Origin of the sequence: Streptomyces nanshensis (genome assembly GCF_001751255.1) — a bacterium.
Taxonomy (GTDB): Bacteria; Actinomycetota; Actinomycetes; order Streptomycetales; family Streptomycetaceae; genus Streptomyces; species Streptomyces nanshensis_A.
In genome coordinates this window covers 1-22,546 of the sequence record NZ_LJGW01000223.1, presented here as the reverse complement: position 1 = coordinate 22,546, position 22,546 = coordinate 1, and the positions used below count along the sequence as shown (strand labels likewise).

Below are 22,546 nucleotides of genomic sequence, written 5' to 3'. Positions count from 1 at the left end.
CTTGTGCCGGGCGGAGGTTCCGGTTCTCGGCGTGTGCTTTTCCCGAATGGCGGAGATACAGCCGGAATTCACTTCATCGGTAATTACTGGCGGATGCTTTACGGTCCGCGGCGCGGGCGATGTCGTGAAGTCGCGGCGGGGCCGGGGAATTCGGGGAGCGGGCGGAGGCGTACGGGCCGGGCGCGGTGTCAGGATGCGGGAGTGCTCACGGGCCGCGGGCCGAAGTGCGGTCCGTGGCGAGGAGTATGAGGAGTGCGCAGATGACCGCCGCCCGGCACCGTTTCGTCTTCCGCAGCGTCTGGCGTCTGAGCGCGCCGCCGGAAGCGGTGTACGAGGTGCTGGAGCGGGCCGGGGAGTATCCCCGCTGGTGGCCCCAAGTCCGCGAGGTGCGCGCGCTGGAGGAGTCCTCGGGGAGTGCGCGGATCCGTTCCGTACTGCCGCTCGATCTGCGGATCACCGGGAGGGCGGCGCGGCGTGATCCGGCCGCGGGCGTACTGGAGATGGAGATCACCGGGGACATGGAGGGCTGGGCGCGCTGGACCGTCACGGGTGACGGTGCGGGGGGCGGGCGCGGTGCCGTCGCCGTGTACGAGCAGCGGGTGGTGGTGCGCAGAGCGCTGCTGCGGCGGCTCGCGCTGCCCGCGCGGCCGCTCTTCCGCGCCAACCACGCGGCGATGATGTGTGCGGGCAGACGGGGCCTGGAGCGGTGGCTGGCAAGGGGTTTGGATGATGACTGAGCGGCACTGTATGGTTCTGCACGTGCCGCGAGCGGGCGATTAGCTCAGCGGGAGAGCGCTTCGTTCACACCGAAGAGGTCACTGGTTCGAACCCAGTATCGCCCACGTCCGCCGAAGCCCGGTCCGTCGTCAGAGGGACCGGGCTTTCGCATGTGTACGGGCGGGGATCAGGCCGCGGACGGCGGGCGCAGCGGCCAGATGTGGTCCGCGGAGCGGCGCGTGCCGCGGCTGAACCACGGCACCGGGGCGTCCCGTTCGGCGGCGAACCAGATCGCCTGGAGCGTGTGCAGTGCGGCGGGCGTGAGCCCCGTGAGACGCGGCGCGAAACGGCGGCCGAGCGCTCGCGCGAGCGCCAGTGCTGCGACAGCCTCCTCCTGGACGGTGCCGTCGCGGGGCGCGGACACCCCGTACGCGGCGCAGAGTTGGGCCGTACCGCGGCGCGAACCGCCGGCTGCGGCGGTGCGGTCCAGACGCCGGTCGAGGAGCACCGGGTCGAGGACGCACAGCGTCCGCACGCCGAGGCAGGCGGGGAGCGGAGTGTGCCGGTGGCGTCTCAACTCCCGGTCCAGCAGCGTCAGTACGTACGGCGCGTCCAGGACGACGAGGGGTGTGCCGGCGGCGTACGACGCCAGGGTGCGGGCGATGTCGGCGGCACTTCGGCCCTCCGCGGTGTCCGGGACCGCGCGCGGGACGTGTGTCTCCACCGGTGAGCGGGGCGTGTGCTGGACGGCGACGGCGGCGTCGCCGAGCCGGTCGCTCTCGGGGTCGGGACCGGAGACGTCCTGCGTGCCCCGCCCGGCCGGAGGCGGTGCCGCGGCCCGTACGGCCAGTGCCGCGAGCGGGCCCTCATACCACGGTGTCATGGCACCACTCCCGTCCGTCAGGGCGCCCGCGCTGCTGATACCGCACTCCGTGACCGGTCAATCACCGCCGGGGAGACGGGAGTACGGGCGGCCACCCGCGGTGACGTGCTGACAACCGCTTCGCGGTGCGGCCTGCGCGCTCGGTACGATTCACCCGGCGTCCGGCGTCCCGTCGGAGCCCCCAGGGAACGAGAGTCAGGAGAGACCGGTGACCGATGTCCGTGTGATCATCCAACGCGATTCCGAGCGGGAAGAGCGCGTGGTGACGACGGGCACGACGGCCGCGGCTCTCTTCGAGGGCGAGCGTTCGGTCGTGGCCGCGCGTGTGGCGGGAGAGCTGAAGGACCTGGCGTACGAACTGGCCGACGGCGACGCGGTCGAGCCGGTCGAACTGAGCAGCCAGGACGGCCTCGACATCCTCCGGCACTCCACCGCGCACGTCATGGCGCAGGCCGTGCAGGAGCTCTTTCCCGAGGCGAAGCTCGGCATCGGTCCGCCCATCCGCGACGGCTTCTACTACGACTTCGACGTCGAGGAGCCCTTCACCCCCGACGATCTCAAGCTCATCGAGAAGAAGATGCAGCAGATCCAGAAGCAGGGGCAGCGCTTCTCCCGCCGTGTCACCACCGACGAGGACGCCCGCGAGGAACTGGCGGACGAACCGTACAAGCTGGAGCTGATCGGGCTGAAGGGCTCGGCGGCGGACGCGGCCGAGGGCGCCTCCGCGGAGGTCGGCGCGGGCGAACTGACCATCTACGACAACCTGGACGCCAAGTCCGGCGACCTGTGCTGGAAGGACCTGTGCCGCGGCCCGCACCTGCCGACGACCCGGGCGATCCCCGCGTTCAAGCTGATGCGCAGCGCCGCCGCGTACTGGCGGGGCAGCGAGAAGAACAAGCAGCTCCAGCGCATCTACGGCACCGCGTGGCCGACCAAGGACGAGCTGAAGGCGCACCTGGAGTTCCTCGCCGAGGCCGAGAAGCGCGACCACCGCAAACTCGGCGCTGAACTCGACCTGTTCTCCATCCCGGAGGAGCTGGGCTCGGGGCTGGCCGTCTTCCACCCCAAGGGCGGCGTCGTACGCAAGGTGATGGAGGACTACTCGCGCCGGCGGCACGAGGAGGCGGACTACGAGTTCGTCAACACCCCGCACATCTCCAAGGAAGGGCTGTTCGAGACCTCGGGCCATCTGCCGAACTACGCGGAGTCGATGTTCCCGCCGCTGGAGTTCGAGGGGCAGAACTACCGCCTGAAGGCGATGAACTGCCCGATGCACAACCTGATCTTCAAGGCGCGCGGCCGCTCGTACCGTGAACTGCCGCTGCGGCTCTTCGAGTTCGGGACGGTCTACCGGTACGAGAAGTCCGGCGTCGTGCACGGCCTCACCCGCGCACGCGGCTTCACCCAGGACGACTCGCACATCTACTGCACCAAGGAGCAGATGGCCGACGAGCTGGACAACCTGCTCACCTTCGTCCTGAATCTGCTGCGCGACTACGGGCTGAACGACTTCTATCTGGAGCTGTCCACGCGGGAGGACGACAACCCGAAGTTCATCGGCGGGCCCGAGGAGTGGGAGGAGGCCACCGAGGCGCTGCGCACCGCGGCCGGGAAGCAGGGCCTGGAACTGGTGATGGACCCGGGCGGCGCCGCGTACTACGGGCCGAAGATCTCCGTACAGGCTAAGGACGCCATCGGCCGCACCTGGCAGATGTCCACGATCCAGGTCGACTTCCAGCAGCCCAAGCGCTTCGGACTCGAATACACCGCGGCGGACGGCTCCCGGCAGCAGCCGGTGATGATCCACCGCGCGCTCTTCGGGTCCATCGAGCGGTTCTTCGCGGTGCTGCTGGAGCACTACGCGGGTGCCTTCCCCGCGTGGCTCGCCCCGGTGCAGGCTGTGTGCATCCCGATCGGGGACACACACGTGCCGTATCTGGAGGAGTTCGCGGCGGAGGCACGGAAGAAGGGCCTGCGCATCGAGGTCGACTCCTCCTCGGACCGGATGCAGAAGAAGATCCGCAACGCACAGAAGTCCAAGGTCCCCTTCATGATCATCGCGGGGGACGAGGACGTCTCGGCGGGCGCGGTCTCCTTCCGCTACCGCGACGGGACGCAGCAGAACGGCGTACCGCAGAACCAGGCGGTCGAGGAACTGCTCCAGGCCGTACGGCAGTTCACGTAACGCCGCGGCCGCGGCGCAGCGGGTACGAGAGGCGGGGACGGGCCGCGGGGATCACCCTGGGGCCCGTCCCCGTTCCCGTGAAGTCCTATGCTGGCGAGCATGACGAGCGAGCCGGAACAGCAGATCGGAGTCGGGACGCCGGACGCGTTCCAGCGCCTGTGGACACCGCACCGCATGGCGTACATCCAGGGCGAGAACAAGCCCAGCGGCCCCGGAGCGGACGACGGCTGTCCCTTCTGCGTGATCCCGGCCAAGAGCGACGAGGACGGGCTGGTCCTCGCCCGCGGGGAGCACGTCTACGCGGTGCTCAACCTCTACCCGTACAACGGCGGCCACCTCATGGTCGTCCCCTTCCGGCACGTGGCCGACTACACGGGGCTGACGGACGAGGAGACCGTGGAGCTCGCGGAGTTCACCAAGCGTGCGATGAAGACGCTGCGCGCCGCCTCCGGGGCGCAGGGCTTCAACATCGGCATGAACCAGGGGGCGGTCGCGGGCGCGGGAATCGCCGCGCATCTCCACCAGCACCTCGTGCCGCGGTGGGGCGGCGACACCAACTTCATGCCGGTCGTCGGGCACACCCGGGTGCTGCCCCAACTGCTCGCGGAAACCCGGCAGATGCTCGCCGACGCCTGGCAGGACTAGCACTCTCGGGCTCGGGCCCGGCAGGCCGCCGGGTACGGGACGGACGCTCCCTCCCGTCCGGCCGGCGCCCCGCCCCGAGAGGGGGACGCCGCGAGACGTCAGGCGTCGTAGACGTCGGCCTTCTTCGGCTCGACGGCCGGTATCGAACCGCTGAGGGCGTTGGAACGGGCGCCGAACTGGTCGGTGTTGCAGCCGTTCTCCTCCAGGACGCGCAGCGCCGCCGCATGCACCACCCGCAGCACGGGCGTCGCGGCGCGCAGCGCGTCGTCGGCCATGAAGCGGTGCCGCCACGGCTTGTCCGCCCACGCGTGCCGCAGACCGAAGGGCTCCGGGAGGGTCATCTTGCCGCCGAGGAAGTCCAGCACCGGCGGGAACCAGGTGAGGGGGGCGCGGGCCGCGAGCCGTACGACCTCCTGGGTCTCCACCAGCGGCTGGTTCACGGTCTTGGTCTCCCAGAACTTCACGCCCTTGGAGACCGTCTTGGTCTTGGCCTTCGGCTTGTCGAAGAACAGGCCGTGCACGGGGCCGAGGGCGTGGCCGGTGACCTCGATGCGCAGCGTGTGGTGCAGCACCGTCACCGTGATCATCAGCGTGATCACCAACTGGCCGTCCCAGAGCACGAACTGGACGCCGAGATAGTGCCGGTTGCCGCTGCCGAACTGCTGCTCGTTGCAGATGCGCTGTATCTCGAAGTCCTTGATGCGGTAGCCCTCGACCTCCTGGCCCTCGGGGCGGGAGACCGACGAGGCGCCCTCGGCGATGGGCGAGACGATCCAGTGCCGTACGGACGGCTTGGGGAAGCCGCCCGTGTGCAGCGGGCTGCGCTCCAGCATCCGCAACTGGTCGTAGATGGCACGCACCACGTCCCAACTGCGGAACGGATTGATCTCCGACTCCGGGTCCTTGGGGACCAGTTCCTCGGCGAGCTGCCAGCTTCCCCAGCGGGTGCCCATGCCGAGTATCCCCTTGGGGCCCGCGTAGTAGACGAGGTTGCTGGCCTGCTCCGCGCGGAGCTTCGCCAGGCCCAGCCGGATCCGCTCGGCGCCCGCGTCGCCCGGGTCCTGCGGTACGGCCTCGGGGATCTTCGCGCCCAGACCGCCGCCGCCCAGGAGCTGTTCCCACTGGCCCCGCAGCATCTTCGCGGTGCGCTCGCATACCTGCTTCGCCCACAGCCAGCCGATGACGGGCGCGATGAGCATGCCCCGCAGGTAGTAGGCGAGCACGCCGTCGAAGGGCAGCTTGAGCATGAACAGCACGGCCAGGCCGCCCAGCGCGACCATGGCGGCCATGCCGAAGGCGCCCATGCGCTTGTCCTGCGCACCGGCGATCATGCGCCGCAACTGGAAGGCCAGCAGCCACAGCAGGGTGCCCGGCAGGAACAGCAGACCGAAGATCACCATGATGACGGTGAGCTTGGTGTCGCGGTCCTTGCGGATGCGCGTCGCCGCGAGGCAGTGCTCGACGACCGTCTGCGGCTCGATCCCGAAGGACTGGATGAGCGCGCCGCGCGCACCGCCGAGCAGCCGGACCTGCACGGCCCGGGAGAACGCCTCGCCGAGGTTGGGCTCGAACAGCGACAGCCGCGGAGGCTTCAGCGACGCGCCCTCGTTGGCCTTGAGGAACTTCTCGAACCCGCCGTCCCGGTACGCCGCCGAGGCCAGCGCCTGTGTCGCCGCCGTCTGCCCGCCCGAACCCGAGAGCGGCACCTGCGCGCCCGGGCTGAAGTCGGACGCGGCCTCGATCCCCTCGAAATCCTCGAACCCGGCCACTGAGCCCCCACTCCGTCAAGCATCGTCACGCACCGGCGTCGCCCGCCCGCCCGCGAGCGGTGCCGACCACGGCACATTCCCAACTCCCATGGCCGGCACACTTCTTCGCGCGTCGTACCCAGCGTAGCCGCAGTCAGCCGCCGTTCTGTGCGGCTTCGAGGATCTTGCCGGCGAGCGCCTGCGGCATCGGTTCATGGCAGGCGTACGCACGGGAGAAGCGGCCCGTGCCGTGCGAGAGCGAACGCAGTTCCACCGCGTACCGGCTGATCTCGATCTCCGGGATCTGCGCCCGTACGAGGGTGTGCCCGTCGGTGGCCTGCTCGGTGCCGGAGACCTTGCCGCGGCGTCCGGACAGGTCGCTCATCACCGAGCCGACGTACTCGTCCTCCACGTCCACCTGCAACTCCGCGACGGGCTCCAGCAGATGGATGCGCGCATGGGACGCGCACTCGCGCAGCGCGAGCGCACCGGCCGTCTGGAAGGCGGCGTCCGAGGAGTCCACGGAGTGCGCCTTGCCGTCGTGCAGCGTGACCCGGAAGTCGACCAGCGGATAGCCCGCGGCGACCCCCTTGGCGGCCTGCGCCCGTACGCCCTTCTCCACGGACGGGATGAACTGCCGCGGCACGGCGCCGCCGACGACCTTGTCGACGAACTCGATGCCCGAACCGGCGGGCAGCGGTTCCACGGTGATGTCGCAGATCGCGAACTGCCCGTGTCCGCCGGACTGTTTGACGTGCCGTCCGCGTCCCGACGCCGGCTCGGCGAAGGTCTCGCGGAGCGAGACGCGGTGCGTGACGGAGTCGACGTTGACGCCGTAGCGGCTGCGCAGCCGCTCCAGGGCCACGCCCGTGTGCGCCTCGCCCAGGCACCACAGGACGAGTTGACGGGTGTCGGGGTTCTGCTCCAGGCGCATCGTCGGGTCCTCGGCGACGAGCCGGGAGAGGCCGTGCGAGAGCTTGTCCTCGTCCGCCTTGGTGTGCGCCTCGATGGCGACGGGCAGCAGCGGGTCCGGCATCGTCCACGGCTGCATCAGCAGCGGGGCGTCCTTCGAGGAGAGGGTGTCGCCGGTCTCCGCACGGTTCAGCTTGGCCACGCACGCCAGATCGCCGGCGACGGCCTTCGGCAGCGGGCGCTGCTGCTTGCCGAAGGGGGCGGAGAGCGCGCCGATCCGCTCGTCGACGTCGTGGTCCTCGTGGCCGCGGTCCTCCAGGCCGTGCCCCGAGACGTGCACCGTCTCGTCGGGACGGAGCGTGCCGGAGAAGACACGGACGAGGGAGAGGCGGCCCACGTACGGGTCGGAGGTGGTCTTGACGACCTCGGCCGCCAGCGGCCCGTCCGGATCGCAGGTCAGCGCGGGACGCGGCGAGCCGTCGGGCGTGGTGACGGCGGGGATCTCCCGCTCCGGCGGCGCGGGGAAGCCGCCGGTGATCAACTCCAGCAGCTCCAGGGTGCCCAGGCCGTGCCGGGCGCCCTCCGCGGCGGGGGCCGCCGCCAGTACGGGGTGGAAGACGCCGCGGGCGACGGCCTTCTCCAGGTCCTTGACGAGCGTTCCGACGTCGCACTCCTCGCCGCCGAGATAGCGGTCCATGAGGGTCTCGTCCTCGCTCTCCGAGATGATCCCCTCGATGAGGCGGTCGCGGGCCTCCGCGATCTGCGGCAACTGCCCCTCGTCCGGGTCGCGTTCGGTACGGGTGCCCGAGGTGTAGTCGTAGACGCGCCGGGAGAGCAGACCGATCAGGCCCTCGACGGGCGCGTTCCCGTCGGCGCCCGGCTCGCCGCGCAGCGGCAGATACAGCGGGATGACGGCGTCCGGGTCGTCGCCGCCGAAGGCGCTCTGGCAGACCGCGACCATCTCGTCGAAGTCGGCGCGTGCGGCGTCGAGATGGGTCACCACGATCGCCCGCGGCATGCCGACCGCGGCACACTCCTCCCACACCAGGCGGGTGGCCCCGTCCACGCCGTCGGCGGCCGAGACGACGAAGAGGGCCGCGTCCGCTGCCCGCAGACCGGCCCTCAACTCCCCGACGAAATCCGCGTATCCGGGGGTGTCCAGCACGTTGATCCGTATGCCCTGCCACTCGACCGGCACCAGCGAGAGCTGTACCGACCGGTGCTGGCGGTGCTCGATCTCGTCGTAGTCCGAGAGAGTCCCGCCGTCCTCGACCCTGCCGGCTCTGGTCACCGCTCCGGAGGCCAGCGCGAGTGCTTCCACGAGGGTCGTCTTGCCCGAACCGCTGTGGCCGACCAGAACCACGTTCCGCAGTGAGGACGGATGGTCGGCCGCCGCCGCCCTGCCGGCGGCTCCGGGGTGTGTGCTCGCCTTGTCGCCCATGTGTCCCGCCTTCCGGTCGACACCTGCTGGGTCCGTCGCGAAAACCGCGGTACTTCGAGCTTTCCACCGTGCCCGGCACCCGTCCATACGTAGCGCAGGGCGGCGCCCACGGCCCTGGCGCAGGGCCTTCCCGCGCCTGGCTACCATGGGCCCGCCGGTGGCTCCACCCGCCGCCGTGCCCGCCCTCGATCACCGGGACGACCATGCTGAACAAGTACGCGCGTGCGTTCTTCACGCGTGTCCTCACCCCCTTCGCGACGCTGCTGCTGCGCCATGGAGTGAGCCCCGATACGGTCACCCTGATCGGCACCGGGGGGGTGGTGGCCGGAGCGCTGGTCTTCTACCCGCTCGGCCAGTTCTTCTGGGGCACCGTCGTCATCACGCTGTTCGTCTTCTCCGACCTCGTCGACGGCAACATGGCGCGGCAGCTCGGGCGTTCCAGCCGCTGGGGCGCCTTCCTCGACTCCACGCTCGACCGCGTCGCCGACGCGGCCGTCTTCGGCGGCATCGCGCTGTGGTACGCGGGCGGCGGCGACAGCGTGCTGATGTGCGGCGTGACGATCTTCTGTCTCGCCAGCGGTCAGGTCGTCTCCTACACCAAGGCGCGCGGCGAGAGCATCGGGCTGCCGGTGAACGTCAACGGCCTGGTGGAGCGCGCCGAACGGCTCGTCATCACGCTCGTCCTCGCCGGGTTCTCCGGCTTCACGATCTTCGGCGTCCCGTACATCGGCGTACTGCTGCCCGTCGCGCTGTGGGCGGTGGCGATCGGCAGCCTCGTCACGCTCGGGCAGCGGGTGGTGACCGTACGCCGCGAGGCGGCCGAAGCGGAGGGGACGGCGTGAGCACCACCGTCCGCGAGGCGCTGACCGATTCGCTGTACGGGCTGGGCTGGGCCGGCGTCCGCAGGCTTCCGGCGCCGGCCGCCGCCGCGCTGGGCAAGCGGATCGCGGACGCCGCCTGGGAGCGGCAGGGGCGCGGCGTACGGCAGTTGGAGGTGAACCTGGCGCGTGTGGTGCCGGAGGCGTCGCGGGAGCGCGTCAGACAGCTCTCACGGGACGGCATGCGCTCGTATCTGCGGTACTGGATGGAGTCGTTCCGGCTGCCGGCGTGGAGCGAGCGTGACATCCGGGAGAGCGTGCACATCCACGATCTGCACCGGCTGACCGACGGCATCGCCTCCGACCGCGGCGTGATCCTCGCCCTGCCGCATCTGGCCAACTGGGATCTGGCCGGCGCGTATGTGACCACTGCGCTGAAGACGCCGTTCAGCACCGTCGTCGAACGCCTCAAACCGGAGTCGCTCTTCGACCGCTTCGTCGCCTACCGCGAGGGGCTGGGCATGGAGGTCCTGCCGCACTCCGGCGGCAGCGCCTTCGGCACGCTGGCCCGGCGGCTGCGCGACGGCGGACTGGTCTGCCTGGTCGCCGACCGCGACCTGTCCGCTTCGGGCGTCGGCGTACGGTTCTTCGGCGAGCGGACGAGGATGCCCGCCGGGCCCGCGCTGCTCGCCCAGCAGACCGGGGCGCTGCTGCTGCCGGTGACGCTCTGGTACGAGGGGGCGCCGCGGATGGAGGGCCGGGTGCACGCGCCGGTCGAGGTTCCGGCGGAGGGCACGCGGGCGGAGCGGACGGCGGCGATGACGCAGCGCGTCGCGGACGTCTTCGCCGAGGGCATCGCCGAACACCCCGGGGACTGGCACATGTTGCAGCGGCTGTGGCTGTCGGACTTCCCGCCGCAGCGGGCGGGGGAGCGGACGGGACCGGATACGGAGGCGGCGGGAGCGGAGACGGACGCGGCGGCGGAACCGGAGGCGGCCGCGGAACCGGAAGCTCCGGGACCGGGTACTGGCGGACCGGGCGCCGCGAGCGGACGTCCGGCGTCCGGGGAGGAGCGGGAGACATGAGGATCGGGATCGTCTGCCCGTACTCCTGGGACGTGCCGGGCGGCGTCCAGTTCCACGTGCGCGACCTGGCGGAGCATCTCGACGGCCTCGGCCACGAGGTGTCCGTACTGGCGCCGTCCGACGACGAGACCCCGCTGCCCCCGTACGTCGTCTCCGCGGGCCGCGCCGTGCCCGTCCCGTACAACGGGTCCGTCGCCCGTCTGAACTTCGGCTTCCTCTCCGCGGCCCGCGTACGGCGCTGGGTCCACGAGGGCCGCTTCGACGTGCTGCACATCCACGAACCCGCCACGCCCTCGCTCGCCCTGCTCACCTGCTGGGCCGCGCAGGGCCCGATCGTGGCGACCTTCCACACCTCCAACCCCCGCTCGCGCGCGATGATCGCGGCGTACCCGATCCTCCAGCCCGCGCTGGAGAAGATCAGCGCCCGCATCGCGGTGAGCGAGTACGCGCGCCGCACCCTCGTCGAGCACCTCGGGGGCGACGCGGTCGTCATCCCCAACGGCGTCGACGTCGACTTCTTCGCCCGCGCCGAGCCCAAGGCCGAGTGGCAGGGCGGCACGATCGGCTTCATCGGGCGGATCGACGAGCCGCGCAAGGGACTCCCCGTGCTGATGAAGGCCCTGCCGCGCATCCTCGAATCCCTGCCGGAGACGCGGCTGTTGGTCGCGGGCCGCGGCGACGAGGAGGAGGCCGTCGAGGACCTGCCCCCGCACGTACGGGAGCGGGTGGAGTTCCTCGGCATGGTCAGCGACGAGGACAAGGCGCGGCTGCTGCGCAGCGTCGATCTGTACGTCGCGCCCAACACCGGGGGCGAGTCCTTCGGGATCATCCTCGTCGAGGCGATGTCCGCGGGCGCCCCCGTGCTCGCCAGCGATCTGGACGCCTTCGCGCAGGTCCTGGACGGCGGGCAGGCCGGCGACCTCTTCCCGCGCGAGGACGCCGGCGCCCTGGCCGACGCCGCCGTACGACTGCTCTCCAGCCGCGAGGAGCGGGAGCGGCTGCGGGAGTACGGGCGCCGCCATGTGCGCCGGTTCGACTGGTCCACGGTCGGCGCGGACGTGCTCGCCGTCTACGAGACCGTCACGGACGGTGCCGCCGCCGTCGCGCCCGACGAACGCATCGGGCTGCGGGCGCGGTTCGGACTGGCCCGTGACTGACCGGCCGGCGCGGACGGGCCCGGCGTCGCCGTGCGGCCGCTGAAAGCTGAAGAACGAGGGAGAGCGCGGAAGCGATGCCCACCATGACGACACTGATCCTGCTCGCCGTCGCCGTGCTCCTGATCGGCGTCTATCTGAGCTGGACGGCCGGACGTCTCGACCGGCTGCACGCCCGCATCGACGCCGCGCGGGCCGCCCTCGACGCGCAGCTCCTGCGACGGGCGTCCATCGCACAGGAGTTGGCCACCGCGGGCGTCCTCGATCCGGCCGCCTCGATGGTCCTCTACCAGGCCGCGCACGACGCCCGGCAGGCCCCGGAGGAGCAGCGCGAGGTCGCCGAGAGCGAGCTGAGCCAGGCGCTGCGCGCGGTGTTCGGCGAGAGCGCGCAGGTCGAGGCCGTACGCGCGGCACCGGGCGGCGAGGACGCGGCGGTCGAACTCGCGGCCTCCGTACGGCGGGTGCCGATGGCACGCCGCTTCCACAACGACGCCGTACGGGCGGCACGCGCCCTGCGGCGGCACCGCACCGTCCGCTGGCTGCGGCTGGCCGGTTACGCGCCGTTCCCGCTGGCCTTCGAGATGGACGACGAGCCGCCGCCGGCGCTGGCCGACCGGGGCAACGGGGCGCCGCAGTAGTCCGGCAGTCCGACTCGGGCGCCTCAACAGCGGTTCGGGGCGGGGGAGTTGGCTGCCCCGGTGGCCCGGCGCCGCCCGCCCCCGGGACCCTTCAAGCAGTCCACCGAGGGTCGATTGGCCCTTTTCCCAGGCCACCCCGTTCGAGGAGGGTGTACGCAACGGACCTACCATGGTCCAGTCGTACTTTTACCGTCGAGTGAGGTCATACGTGTCCACCCCGTCTTCCGTGCCCTCCGCCCCCTCCGGCGGTTCCGCCCCCTCCGCCCAGGCTCCCGCCACCGGTACCGCGCGGGTCAAGCGCGGCATGGCCGAGCAGCTCAAGGGCGGCGTGATCATGGACGTCGTGACGCCGGAGCAGGCGAAGATCGCCGAGGACGCCGGCGCCGTCGCCGTCATGGCCCTCGAACGGGTCCCCGCCGACATCCGCAAGGACGGCGGCGTCGCGCGGATGTCCGACCCGGACATGATCGAGGGGATCATCGAGGCCGTCGCGATCCCGGTCATGGCCAAGTCCCGCATCGGCCACTTCGTCGAGGCGCAGCTCCTCCAGGCCCTCGGCGTGGACTACATCGACGAGTCCGAGGTCCTCACCCCGGCCGACGAGGTCAACCACAGCGACAAGTTCGCCTTCACCACGCCCTTCGTCTGCGGTGCCACCAACCTCGGCGAGGCGCTGCGGCGCATCTCCGAGGGCGCCGCCATGATCCGTTCCAAGGGCGAGGCCGGCACGGGCAACGTCGTCGAGGCCGTACGCCACATGCGGCAGATCAACAACGACATCGGCCGTCTGAAGTCGCTGGACGGCCACGAGCTGTACGCCGCCGCCAAGGACCTGCGCGCACCGTACGAGTTGGTCCGCGAGGTCGCCGAACTGGGCAAGCTGCCCGTCGTGCTGTTCTCCGCGGGCGGCGTCGCCACGCCGGCGGACGCCGCGCTGATGCGTCAACTCGGCGCCGAGGGCGTCTTCGTGGGCTCCGGGATCTTCAAGTCCGGCGACCCTGCCAAGCGTGCCGCCGCCATCGTCAAGGCCACCACCTTCTACGACGACCCGAAGATCGTCGCCGACGCCTCCCGGGGTCTGGGCGAGGCCATGGTCGGCATCAACTGCGACACCCTGCCCGAGGGAGAGCGCTACGCCTCCCGCGGCTGGTGACGGCGCACACGCCGCGACCGGGGACGGCGGCGCACGCACGCCGTCCCCGCGCCCGTTCCCGCACCTCTCCCCGTCCCCGGGCGTGAAGAGCAGTACGTCTCACCCGCATGAGAGGCACGAGCCCGTGAGCACTGTGAGCACCGTGAGCAGCACTCCCGTGATCGGCGTCCTGGCCCTCCAGGGCGATGTACGCGAGCACTTCGCCGCGCTCGCCGCGGCGGGCGCCGAGACGCGCACCGTACGGCGCCCCGAGGAGCTGGCCGAGGTCGCCGGACTGGTCATCCCCGGCGGCGAGTCCACGACGATCTCCAAACTGGCCCTCGCCTTCGGCCTGATGGAGCCGCTGCGCGCCCGCGTACGCGCCGGACTGCCGGTGTACGGCTCGTGCGCGGGCATGATCATGCTGGCCGACAAGATCCTCGACCCGCGCGCGGGCCAGGAGACCGTCGGCGGCATCGACATGATCGTGCGCCGCAACGCCTTCGGGCGGCAGAACGAGTCCTTCGAGGCGCCGCTGGAGGTGCGCGGCGTCGAAGGCGGCCCGGTCGAGGGCGTGTTCATCAGGGCGCCGTGGGTCGAGTCGGCGGGCGCACGCGCCGAGACGCTCGCCTCGTACGACGGGCACCCCGTCGCGGTGCGCCAGGACGCGCTGCTGGCCACGTCGTTCCACCCCGAACTCACCGGCGACCACCGGGTGCACGCGCTCTTCGTCGACATGGTGCGCGACGCCGCCGTGTGACCGCGCACGGCGGCCGTGGAGGGGCGGGACGCGGGGCGGTCGGTCCGCTGCGCGGCTGACTGTAGGATCTCCGCGTCTGTTCATGTCGGTGACGTCGAAGGAGCGAGGCTGTGTCCGGCCACTCTAAGTGGGCAACCACCAAGCACAAGAAGGCCGTGATCGATGCCAAGCGCGGCAAACTCTTCGCCAAGCTGATCAAGAACATCGAGGTCGCGGCCCGTACGGGAGGCGCCGACCCGGAGGGGAACCCGACCCTCTTCGACGCCATCCAGAAGGCGAAGAAGTCGTCCGTTCCCAACAAGAACATCGACAGCGCGGTCAAGCGCGGCGCCGGACTCGAAGCAGGCGGCGCCGACTACGAGACGATCATGTACGAGGGCTACGGGCCCAACGGCGTCGCGGTGCTCATCGAGTGCCTCACCGACAACCGCAACCGCGCCGCCTCCGACGTACGCGTCGCGATGACCCGCAACGGCGGCTCCATGGCCGACCCGGGCTCGGTCTCCTACCTCTTCAACCGCAAGGGCGTCGTGATCGTCCCCAAGGGCGACGACGGCCTCTCCGAGGACGACGTGCTGGCGGCGGTCCTGGAGGCCGGCGCCGAGGAAGTCAACGACCTGGGTGAGAACTTCGAGGTCATCAGCGAGGCCACCGACCTGGTCGCCGTGCGCACGGCGCTGGTCGACTCGGGCATCGACTACGAGTCGGCCGACAACAGCTTCCTGCCCAGCGTGCAGGTGCCGCTGGAGGAGGACGGGGCCCGCAAGATCTTCAAGCTGATCGACGCGCTCGAGGACAGCGACGACGTGCAGAACGTCTTCGCCAACTTCGACGTCACGGACGAGGTCATGGAGAAGGTCGACGCCTGAGCCCCGGACGCGGGCGGGCGCTCGGCCGCGGCCCGTGTGATGTGGGCCGCCGGACGCTCCGTTCCCGTCCTGCCCGCAGTCAACGGTCCCGTCACCGGTCCCGCCGTCGGACCTGCTGCCGGAGCCCGCTTCAACGGCCTTCCGCGCACGGGCAGTTCACCGCGTCCGTTCCGGTACGTCCCTGCGGAGCCGACGCGGCAGGAATGTCGTGGCGGGAATGTCGGTCCCTGCCGATAGCGTGCGGAAGCACAGCCGGAATCCGCGGGCGGGCAGCCGCACGCGGCCGTCCGGCGTGCGGTCGTGGTCAGTCATGGCGAAGCGCGGCCGGTGTGGCCGGTCGTGGGCGTGAACGAGGAGGACGGGCGTGCGTGTGCTCGGAGTCGACCCGGGGCTGACCCGCTGCGGCCTCGGCGTCGTCGAGGGCGTCCCGGGCAGAGCGCTGACGATGTGCGCCGCCGGTGTCGTACGCACCCCGGCGGACGTGGCCGTCGCCGAGCGTCTGGTGCTCATCGAGCGCGGCATAGAGGAGTGGCTGGACCGCCACCGTCCCGAAGCGGTCGCCGTGGAGCGGGTGTTCAGCCAGCACAACGTCCGTACGGTGATGGGCACGGCACAGGCGAGCGCCGTCGCGATGCTCTGCGCCGCGCGGCGCGGCCTCCCCGTCGAACTGCACACGCCGAGCGAGGTGAAGGCCGCCGTCACGGGCACCGGCAGGGCCGAGAAGGGCCAGGTCGGCACGATGGTCACACGGCTGCTGCGGCTCGACGCCCCGCCCCGTCCGGCCGACGCCGCCGACGCGCTGGCCCTGGCCATCTGCCACATCTGGCGCGCGCCCGTACAGCAGCGCCTCAACCGCCTGCAGCAGGCCCGCACCGAGCAGGCCAAGCGTGCCGAGCAGACCCGTCAGACCGCCGTACGCAACGCCTCGGCCGCCTCGGCCACTTCGGCCGGATCCTCAACCGGCCCCCGTACAGGGGCGGACGGCGCCGCACGGGCCGAGCGCGGCACCGGCACCACCTCCGGGAGCGCCGGGCGCGACGCGAAAGGCACTCCGCACGGATCTCCGAAAGGCACCGCCCGATGATCGCCTTCGTCTCCGGCACCGTCGCCGCGCTCGCCCCCGACAGCGCCGTACTCGAAGTCGGCGGTGTGGGCATGGCGGTGCAGTGCACGCCGGGCACGCTCGCGCAGTTGCGCGTCGGGCGGCACGCGAAGCTCGCCACCTCCCTCGTCGTACGGGAGGATTCGCTGACGCTGTACGGCTTCGACGACGAAGACGCCCGGCAGACCTTCGAGTTGCTCCAGACCGCGAGCGGAGTCGGGCCGCGCCTGGCCCAGTCGATGCTGGCCGTGCACTCGCCGGACGCGCTGCGGGCGGCCGTCTCCAGCGGCGACGAGAAGGCGCTGACGGCCGTGTCCGGCATCGGCAAGAAGGGCGCGCAGAAGCTGCTGCTGGAGCTGAAGGACCGCCTCGGCGAGCCCGTCTCGGGCGCGGCGGCCCAGGTGCCGGGCCAGGCGGCGGGCGGCGCCGGCGAGGGCTGGCGCGGCCAACTGCACGCCGCGCTCGTCGGGTTGGGCTATGCCACGCGGGAGGCGGACGAGGCCGTCGCGGCCGTCGCCCCGCAGGCTGAGGCCGCCGCGTCCGCCGGCACGGAGCCGCCCGTACCGCAGTTGCTGCGCGCGGCCCTCCAGACGCTGAACAGGGCGCGGTGACGGGCCGGTTGACGAGCACGGTGACGTACGCGGTACGGCGGGCACGCCGCACACCCCACGGGCGGAGGCAGACGCCATGAGCAGCAGCGACGAGTACGGGACCGCCGAGGGCCCCGGCGCTCAGGGTGCGGACGCGGCGGAGGCCGCGTACGGAGCCGACCGCCTCGTCGGCCCCGAGGCCGAGAGCGACGAGAGCGCACTCGAAGCGGCCCTGCGCCCCAAGGAACTGAGCGAGTTCATCGGCCAGTCGAAGGTCCGCGAACAGCTCGACCTCGTCCTCAAGGCCGCCCGCCAGCGCCAGGGCACCGCCGACCACGTGCTGCTCTCGGGCGCCCCCGGCCTCGGCAAGACCACCCTCTCCATGATCATCGCCGCCGAGATGGGCGCCCCGATCCGCATCACCTCGGGCCCGGCGATCCAGCACGCCGGCGATCTCGCCGCGATCCTCTCCTCGCTCCAGGAGGGCGAGATCCTCTTCCTCGACGAGATCCACCGGATGTCGCGCCCCGCCGAGGAGATGCTCTACATGGCGATGGAGGACTTCCGCGTCGACGTCATCGTCGGCAAGGGCCCCGGCGCCACCGCGATCCCGCTGGAGCTGCCGCCGTTCACGCTCGTCGGCGCCACCACACGCGCCGGGCTGCTGCCGCCGCCGCTGCGCGACCGCTTCGGCTTCACCGCGCACATGGAGTTCTACGAGCCCGCCGAGCTGGAGCTGGTCGTCCACCGCTCCGCCCGGCTGCTCGACGTCCGTACGGATGCGGCGGGCGCGAGCGAGATCGCCGGGCGCTCCCGGGGCACGCCCCGCATCGCCAACCGTCTGCTGCGCCGCGTACGCGACTACGCGCAGGTCAAGGGCGACGGCGTGATCGACCGCGAGACCGCCTCCCGCGCCCTGGGCGTCTACGAGGTGGACGAACGGGGCCTGGACCGGCTGGACCGCGCCGTCCTCGGCGCCCTGGTGAAGCTCTTCGGCGGCGGCCCGGTCGGCCTGTCCACGCTCGCCGTCGCGGTGGGGGAGGAGCGCGAGACCGTCGAGGAGGTGGCCGAGCCCTTCCTCGTACGGGAGGGACTGCTCGCCCGCACCCCGCGCGGCCGCGTCGCGACCCCGGCGGCCTGGGACCATCTCGGCCTGGCCCGGCCGCAGTCCCAGCAGCCCCCGCACCCCTCGTCGGCACCGGGCCAGCAGGGCCTGTTCGGCGAGTGAGGCGGACCACGGAGGGCAGCCAGGAACCCCGGTGCTCCGCTTGACGTTGTTCCATTGGCGAGGGCTCCCTTAGACTCCGCCGACGCCGTCCCTTTCACGGGCGGCACGCCCACCCCGAAATCCAGGCCGCTGAGACGCGGTCGTGCGAAGGACTTTCTCCCGCCGTGAATATCGTTACTCTCCTCCCCTTCATCGTGCTCATCGGGGCCATGTTCCTCATGACGCGGTCCGCCAAGAACAAGCAGCGTCAGGCAGCGAAGATGCGCGACGCGATGTCCCCGGGCACCGGTGTCCGGACGATCGGGGGCATGTACGCCACCGTCAAGGAGATCCGCGACGACACGGTCCTCCTTGAGGTTGCTCCCGGCACGCACGCCCTCTACGCCAAGAACGCCGTCGGCGCGGTGCTCGAGGAGGAGGAGTACGAGCGGATCGTCAACGGCGCGCCCGCCGACCTCGAGGTCGGCGACACCGTCGTGCCGGACGACGCCTCCTCCCTCACCTCGGACGACGACGCCGCCGTGGGCTCCAAGGTGGACTTCGAGAAGTCCTCCGACGAGGACGGCGACGACAGCGGTGCCGACGGCGACGCCCGTCGCGCGGCGGCCGACGCGAAGTCCGAGCAGGCCGAGGGCGACGACCAGCCCGAGGACGCCAAGCGGAAGGGCACCGACTCCGAGTAAGGTCGGCGCCGCCGGGCCGGCGACCGGGCCCGGCGGCGGAGCACGTCCGCAGACCATTTGTGCGCCGCGTGGCGGCCCCACTCCACTCCTGGGCCGGCACGGGCCGCTGGGACAGGAGAGACGAGAAGGTGGCAGCACCGAAGAAAGGCCGCAGGAGCCCGGGCGCCCACGGGAAACCATGGCGCTCGCTGATGTTGATCCTGCTGGCCCTGGTGGGGCTGACCGGGGGGATGTTCATCTCCGGTCACAGCACGCCCCGGCTGGGCATCGACCTCGCGGGCGGTACGAGCATCACGCTCGAGGCCAAGAACCAGCCGGGGAAGCCCGACGCGATCAACCCGACCAACATGAGCACCGCCGTGGGCATCATCGAGCGGCGGGTCAACGGTCTGGGCGTCTCCGAGGCCGAGGTCCAGACCCAGGGCGACCGGCACATCATCGCCAACATCCCCCGCGGCACGAACGAGAAGCAGGCCCGTGAGCAGGTCGGTACGACCGCCAAGCTGGCCTTCCGCCCGGTGCTGACGTACGCGCCGACCACGCCGCAGCCCAAGCAGCCGCAGCAGTCGCCGTCCAAGTCCCCCTCGCAGTCCGGCAGTCCGCAGGGCGGCAAGCAGGACCAGGGCGGCAAGGCCGACCAGTCCGGCTCCCAGGGCGACCAGGGCAGGGCCGTCACCGACGGGCTCAAGGCGCAGAACGCCCAGGCGCACAACGCCACGAGCGGCACCGCACGGGCCCAGCAGGCCGCCGCGCCCGCCGACGACAAGCCCACCCCGAAGCCGGACAAGACCACGAAGCCGCCGGCCACGCCGCCGCAGCAGCAGCAACCGCCCGGCGTCTCCGCGGAGTTGGCGAAGAAGCTCCAGAAGCTGGACTGCAACGGCAAGCAGGCCAAGGCCAAGGTCAGCGAGCAGGCGTCCGCCGCCAAGTCGAGCGAACCGGTCCTCGCGTGCGACGCCAAGCAGAAGATCAAGTACGTGCTGGGCCCGGTCGGCGTCGAGGGCAAGAACGTCACCGACGCCAAGGCCCAGTTCGACCAGCAGCGCGGTCAGTGGATCGTCACGATGTCCTTCGACGGCAAGGGCTCGGACGACTTCGGCGACACCACCGGCAAGCTGTCGAAGAAGCAGCAGCCGCAGAACCAGTTCGCGATCGCGCTGGACGGCGAGGTCGTCTCCGCCCCGTCCGTGAGCCAGCGGCTCAGCTCCAACGCCGAGATCTCCGGCAGCTTCACGCAAGAGTCCGCCGAGGAGCTGGGCAACATCCTCTCCTACGGCGCCCTGCCGCTGACCTTCGAGGAGTCGGACGTCACGACGGTGACCCCGGCGCTGGGCAGCGAGCAGCTCCAGGCGGGCCTGATCGCGGGCGCCATCGGGCTCGCGCTGGTCGTGGTCTATCTGGTCGCGTACTACCGGGGGCTGTCCTTCATCGCGATCCTCAGCCTCCTGGTCTCCGCGGTCCTGACGTACACGATCATGTCGCTGCTCGGCCCGGCGATCGGCTTCGCGCTGAACCTCCCGGCCGTATGCGGTGCGATCGTGGCCATCGGCATCACGGCGGACTCGTTCATCGTCTACTTCGAACGCATCCGGGACGAGATCCGCGAGGGCCGTACGCTGCGGCCCGCCGTCGAACGGGGCTGGCCGCGTGCGCGGCGCACGATCCTCGTCTCCGACTTCGTCTCGTTCCTCGCCGCCGCGGTGCTCTTCATCGTCACGGTGGGCAAGGTCCAGGGCTTCGCGTTCACGCTGGGCCTGACCACGCTCCTGGACATCGTCGTCGTCTTCTTCTTCACCAAGCCGCTGATGACGGTGCTCGCCCGTACGAGGTTCTTCTCCAGCGGCCACCCGTGGTCCGGTCTCGACCCGAGCAGGCTCGGGGCCAAACCCCCGCTGCGCCGGGGCCGTCGTGGGCCGTCCGTCAGCACCGAACCGAAGGAGGCATGAGATGTCGCGACTCGGCAACATCGGTGCTCGGCTCTACCGCGGTGAGGTCGGCTACGACTTCATCGGCAAGCGCAAGCTCTGGTACAGCGTCTCCATCCTGATCACGATCACCGCGATCGTGGGACTGGCGGTACGCGGTCTCAACATGGGCATCGAGTTCGAGGGCGGCGCCGTCCTCACCACGCCCAAGACCAGCGCCACCGTCCAGGAGACGACGGAGATCGCGGAGAAGCGCTCCGGCCACCAGGCGATCGTCCAGCAGCTCGGCAGCGGCGGCATGCGCGTCCAGATCGCCGGCCTGAACACGGCGAAGTCGACGGAGGTCAAGGAGACCCTCGCCGAGGACCTCAAGGTCGACCCCAACAAGGTCGACACCCAGCTCGTCGGCCCCAGTTGGGGTGAGCAGATCGCCAACAAGGCCTGGCTGGGCCTGGGGATCTTCATGGTCCTCGTGGTGATCTATCTGGCGATCGCCTTCGAGTGGCGCATGGCGCTCGCCGCGCTCATCGCGCTGATCCACGACCTCACGATCACCGTCGGCGTCTATTCGCTCGTCGGGTTCGAAGTGACGCCGGGCACGGTGATCGGTCTGCTGACGATCCTCGGTTATTCGCTCTACGACACCGTCGTCGTCTTCGACAGCCTCCGAGAGAGCAGCCGCAACGTCACCAAGCAGACCCGCTGGACCTACAGCGAGATCGCCAACCGCAGCATCAACTCCACGCTGGTGCGCTCGATCAACACCACCGTCGTGGCGCTGATGCCAGTCGCCGGACTGCTCTTCATCGGCGGCGGCGTGCTCGGCGGCGGCATGCTCAACGACATCGCCCTCTCGCTCTTCGTCGGCCTCGCGGCGGGCGCGTACTCCTCGATCTTCATCGCGACGCCGCTCGTCGCGGACTTCAAGGAGCGCGAGCCCCAGATGAAGGCCCTCGCCCGGCGCGTACGTGCCAAGCGGCTGAAGAACGAGGAGCGCGACGGCCCGGAGGAGCGGGACGAGGACGCCGACCCTGACGGCATCCCTGGCCCCGGGCACGGCAGCGTCCAGACCCCGGACGAGGGCGATCCCGCGCCCGCCGGCGCCGGAGTCGTCGGCCAGCGCGCACAGCGCCGCCAGCCCTCCTCCCGCAGCCGCACCCGCAACCGGCCGTCCGGAAAGCGCAGGTGAACGACGTGACCAGCAGCATGAGCGAGTCCGAGGCCACCGTCCCGGACGCCGTACGGGAGATGCTTCTCGGACGCATCCGGGACGTCGCCGACTACCCGGTGCCGGGCGTGATGTTCAAGGACATCACGCCGCTGCTCGCCGACCCCGAGGCGTTCACCGTCCTCACGGACACCCTCGCGGGCATCTGCGCCCAGCGCCGTGCCACCAAGGTCGTCGGGCTGGAGGCGCGCGGCTTCATCCTGGGCGCCCCGGTCGCGGTGCGCGCGGGTCTCGGCTTCATCCCCGTACGCAAGGCCGGGAAGCTGCCCGGCGCGACGCTCGCGCAGTCCTACGAGCTGGAGTACGGCACCGCCGAGATCGAGGTGCACGCCGAGGACCTCACCTCCGAGGACCGCGTGCTCGTCGTCGACGACGTGCTGGCCACCGGCGGCACGGCCGAGGCGTCGCTCCAGCTCGTACGGCGGGCCGGGGCGCATGTCGCCGGGATCGCCGTTCTGATGGAGCTGGGTTTCCTCGGCGGCCGGGACCGGCTGAAGCCCGCGCTGCGCGACGCCCCCTTGGATGCGTTGGTCACGGTCTGACCACGAGCTGACCCCACGAGGCGGCCACCCGGTACGTTCTCCCCAGGAGACGCGGGTGGCCGCCTCGTGCCGTACCGCTGCCGCCCGCAGACCGGCCCCGGGCAGGGCGGCCACAGGGGCCGATACCATGGCAGTCCGACCTGCGGTCGAACGAGGAGTGCTTTTGCCGGACGAGGCCCAGCCGCACACCGCGACACAGCGCCATGACGCCGAGCCCGGCGGGCCCGGCGCCTCCGGTGCGGCCGCGGGCGGACCGCCTCC

20 protein-coding genes and 1 tRNA gene are annotated in these 22,546 nt (G+C 71.3%); 18 read left to right on the top strand and 3 right to left on the bottom strand.

Features of this window, described 5'->3' with window-relative positions:
• The first annotated feature begins 260 nt into the window (after window positions 1-260).
• Window positions 261-737 carry an SRPBCC family protein gene (locus tag AN218_RS12935; protein WP_070016994.1) on the top strand — a complete coding sequence of 159 codons (477 nt, stop codon included), beginning with the start codon at window positions 261-263 and terminating at the stop codon, window positions 735-737.
• 33 nt (window positions 738-770) lie between these two features.
• Window positions 771-842 (top strand) — tRNA-Val (locus AN218_RS12930).
• Between the two features lie 62 nt (window positions 843-904).
• Here the strand turns inward: AN218_RS12930 and AN218_RS12925 are convergent.
• Window positions 905-1,600 carry a 3'-5' exonuclease family protein gene (locus AN218_RS12925; protein WP_079132118.1) on the bottom strand — a complete coding sequence of 232 codons (696 nt, stop codon included), beginning with the start codon at window positions 1,598-1,600 and terminating at the stop codon, window positions 905-907.
• 208 nt (window positions 1,601-1,808) lie between these two features.
• Here AN218_RS12925 and thrS point away from each other — a divergent pair, with 208 nt between their 5' ends.
• Window positions 1,809-3,785, top strand: a complete 1,977-nt coding sequence (gene thrS, locus AN218_RS12920) for a threonine--tRNA ligase (protein WP_070016993.1) — start codon at window positions 1,809-1,811, stop codon at window positions 3,783-3,785.
• An 87-nt stretch (window positions 3,786-3,872) separates the two neighbouring features.
• Window positions 3,873-4,430 (top strand): HIT family protein, encoded by a 558-nt coding sequence (locus AN218_RS12915; protein WP_070016992.1) that lies wholly within the window; start codon window positions 3,873-3,875, stop codon window positions 4,428-4,430.
• Window positions 4,431-4,528: 98 nt separating this feature from the next.
• Here AN218_RS12915 and AN218_RS12910 read toward each other — a convergent pair whose 3' ends face one another.
• On the bottom strand, window positions 4,529-6,199 hold the full coding sequence (locus AN218_RS12910; RefSeq protein WP_070016991.1) for a hypothetical protein: 1,671 nt from the start codon (window positions 6,197-6,199) through the stop codon (window positions 4,529-4,531).
• A 133-nt stretch (window positions 6,200-6,332) separates the two neighbouring features.
• Entirely contained in the window at window positions 6,333-8,531 is a 2,199-nt protein-coding gene (locus AN218_RS12905; RefSeq protein WP_070016990.1) for an elongation factor G-like protein EF-G2, read from the bottom strand.
• A 203-nt stretch (window positions 8,532-8,734) separates the two neighbouring features.
• On the opposite strand from AN218_RS12905, the gene pgsA reads away from it, so the two are divergent.
• The 14 genes from pgsA (at window position 8,735) to AN218_RS12835 (ending at window position 22,285) form a co-directional block, all read left to right on the top strand.
• Window positions 8,735-9,373, top strand: coding sequence for a phosphatidylinositol phosphate synthase (pgsA, locus tag AN218_RS38200; RefSeq protein WP_070016989.1), 639 nt, complete (start codon window positions 8,735-8,737; stop codon window positions 9,371-9,373).
• Complete coding sequence (locus tag AN218_RS38195) at window positions 9,370-10,434, top strand: phosphatidylinositol mannoside acyltransferase (protein WP_070016988.1); 1,065 nt, start codon at window positions 9,370-9,372, stop codon at window positions 10,432-10,434. Before pgsA ends, AN218_RS38195 begins: the two co-directional genes overlap by 4 nt.
• A complete protein-coding gene (locus tag AN218_RS12890) occupies window positions 10,431-11,591 on the top strand; it encodes a glycosyltransferase family 4 protein (RefSeq protein ID WP_070016987.1) in 1,161 nt (386 codons plus the stop codon). Before AN218_RS38195 ends, AN218_RS12890 begins: the two co-directional genes overlap by 4 nt.
• 74 nt (window positions 11,592-11,665) lie before the next feature.
• Window positions 11,666-12,226, top strand: coding sequence for a LemA family protein (locus AN218_RS12885; RefSeq protein ID WP_171908671.1), 561 nt, complete (start codon window positions 11,666-11,668; stop codon window positions 12,224-12,226).
• Window positions 12,227-12,434: 208 nt separating this feature from the next.
• Window positions 12,435-13,379, top strand: a complete 945-nt coding sequence (pdxS, locus tag AN218_RS12880) for a pyridoxal 5'-phosphate synthase lyase subunit PdxS (RefSeq protein WP_079132117.1) — start codon at window positions 12,435-12,437, stop codon at window positions 13,377-13,379.
• A gap of 142 nt (window positions 13,380-13,521) precedes the next feature.
• Window positions 13,522-14,118 carry a pyridoxal 5'-phosphate synthase glutaminase subunit PdxT gene (pdxT, locus tag AN218_RS12875; protein WP_070017009.1) on the top strand — a complete coding sequence of 199 codons (597 nt, stop codon included), beginning with the start codon at window positions 13,522-13,524 and terminating at the stop codon, window positions 14,116-14,118.
• Between the two features lie 110 nt (window positions 14,119-14,228).
• The gene (locus AN218_RS12870) at window positions 14,229-14,987 is read left to right on the top strand and encodes a YebC/PmpR family DNA-binding transcriptional regulator (RefSeq protein ID WP_070016986.1); all 759 of its coding nucleotides are present in this window, start codon (window positions 14,229-14,231) and stop codon (window positions 14,985-14,987) included.
• A 364-nt stretch (window positions 14,988-15,351) separates the two neighbouring features.
• Window positions 15,352-16,071, top strand: coding sequence for a crossover junction endodeoxyribonuclease RuvC (gene ruvC / locus AN218_RS12865; RefSeq protein ID WP_079132116.1), 720 nt, complete (start codon window positions 15,352-15,354; stop codon window positions 16,069-16,071).
• Window positions 16,068-16,700, top strand: coding sequence for a Holliday junction branch migration protein RuvA (gene ruvA / locus AN218_RS12860; protein ID WP_070016985.1), 633 nt, complete (start codon window positions 16,068-16,070; stop codon window positions 16,698-16,700). Before ruvC ends, ruvA begins: the two co-directional genes overlap by 4 nt.
• A 76-nt stretch (window positions 16,701-16,776) precedes the next feature.
• On the top strand, window positions 16,777-17,907 hold the full coding sequence (ruvB, locus tag AN218_RS12855) for a Holliday junction branch migration DNA helicase RuvB (RefSeq protein WP_070016984.1): 1,131 nt from the start codon (window positions 16,777-16,779) through the stop codon (window positions 17,905-17,907).
• A 164-nt stretch (window positions 17,908-18,071) separates the two neighbouring features.
• Complete coding sequence (yajC, locus tag AN218_RS12850) at window positions 18,072-18,590, top strand: preprotein translocase subunit YajC (protein WP_070016983.1); 519 nt, start codon at window positions 18,072-18,074, stop codon at window positions 18,588-18,590.
• Between the two features lie 128 nt (window positions 18,591-18,718).
• Complete coding sequence (secD, locus tag AN218_RS12845) at window positions 18,719-20,536, top strand: protein translocase subunit SecD (RefSeq protein ID WP_070016982.1); 1,818 nt, start codon at window positions 18,719-18,721, stop codon at window positions 20,534-20,536.
• A 1-nt stretch (window position 20,537) separates the two neighbouring features.
• A complete protein-coding gene (secF, locus tag AN218_RS12840; RefSeq protein WP_070016981.1) occupies window positions 20,538-21,704 on the top strand; it encodes a protein translocase subunit SecF in 1,167 nt (388 codons plus the stop codon).
• Between the two features lie 17 nt (window positions 21,705-21,721).
• Window positions 21,722-22,285: an adenine phosphoribosyltransferase gene (locus AN218_RS12835; RefSeq protein WP_070017008.1), complete on the top strand. Its 564-nt coding sequence runs from the start codon at window positions 21,722-21,724 to the stop codon at window positions 22,283-22,285.
• Window positions 22,286-22,546: the final 261 nt, after the last annotated feature.

Coding starts and splice junctions, on each gene's coding strand:
- ruvA (WP_070016985.1), top strand. CDS start 16,068: ATGATCGCCTTCGTCTCCGGCACCGTCGCCGCGCTCGCCCCCGACAGC.
- AN218_RS12935 (WP_070016994.1), top strand. CDS start 261: ATGACCGCCGCCCGGCACCGTTTCGTCTTCCGCAGCGTCTGGCGTCTG.
- AN218_RS12835 (WP_070017008.1), top strand. CDS start 21,722: ATGAGCGAGTCCGAGGCCACCGTCCCGGACGCCGTACGGGAGATGCTT.
- pgsA (WP_070016989.1), top strand. CDS start 8,735: ATGCTGAACAAGTACGCGCGTGCGTTCTTCACGCGTGTCCTCACCCCC.
- AN218_RS12885 (WP_171908671.1), top strand. CDS start 11,666: ATGCCCACCATGACGACACTGATCCTGCTCGCCGTCGCCGTGCTCCTG.
- AN218_RS12915 (WP_070016992.1), top strand. CDS start 3,873: ATGCTGGCGAGCATGACGAGCGAGCCGGAACAGCAGATCGGAGTCGGG.
- AN218_RS12890 (WP_070016987.1), top strand. CDS start 10,431: ATGAGGATCGGGATCGTCTGCCCGTACTCCTGGGACGTGCCGGGCGGC.
- AN218_RS12905 (WP_070016990.1), bottom strand. CDS start 8,531: ATGGGCGACAAGGCGAGCACACACCCCGGAGCCGCCGGCAGGGCGGCG.
- ruvB (WP_070016984.1), top strand. CDS start 16,777: ATGAGCAGCAGCGACGAGTACGGGACCGCCGAGGGCCCCGGCGCTCAG.
- secF (WP_070016981.1), top strand. CDS start 20,538: ATGTCGCGACTCGGCAACATCGGTGCTCGGCTCTACCGCGGTGAGGTC.
- AN218_RS12925 (WP_079132118.1), bottom strand. CDS start 1,600: ATGACACCGTGGTATGAGGGCCCGCTCGCGGCACTGGCCGTACGGGCC.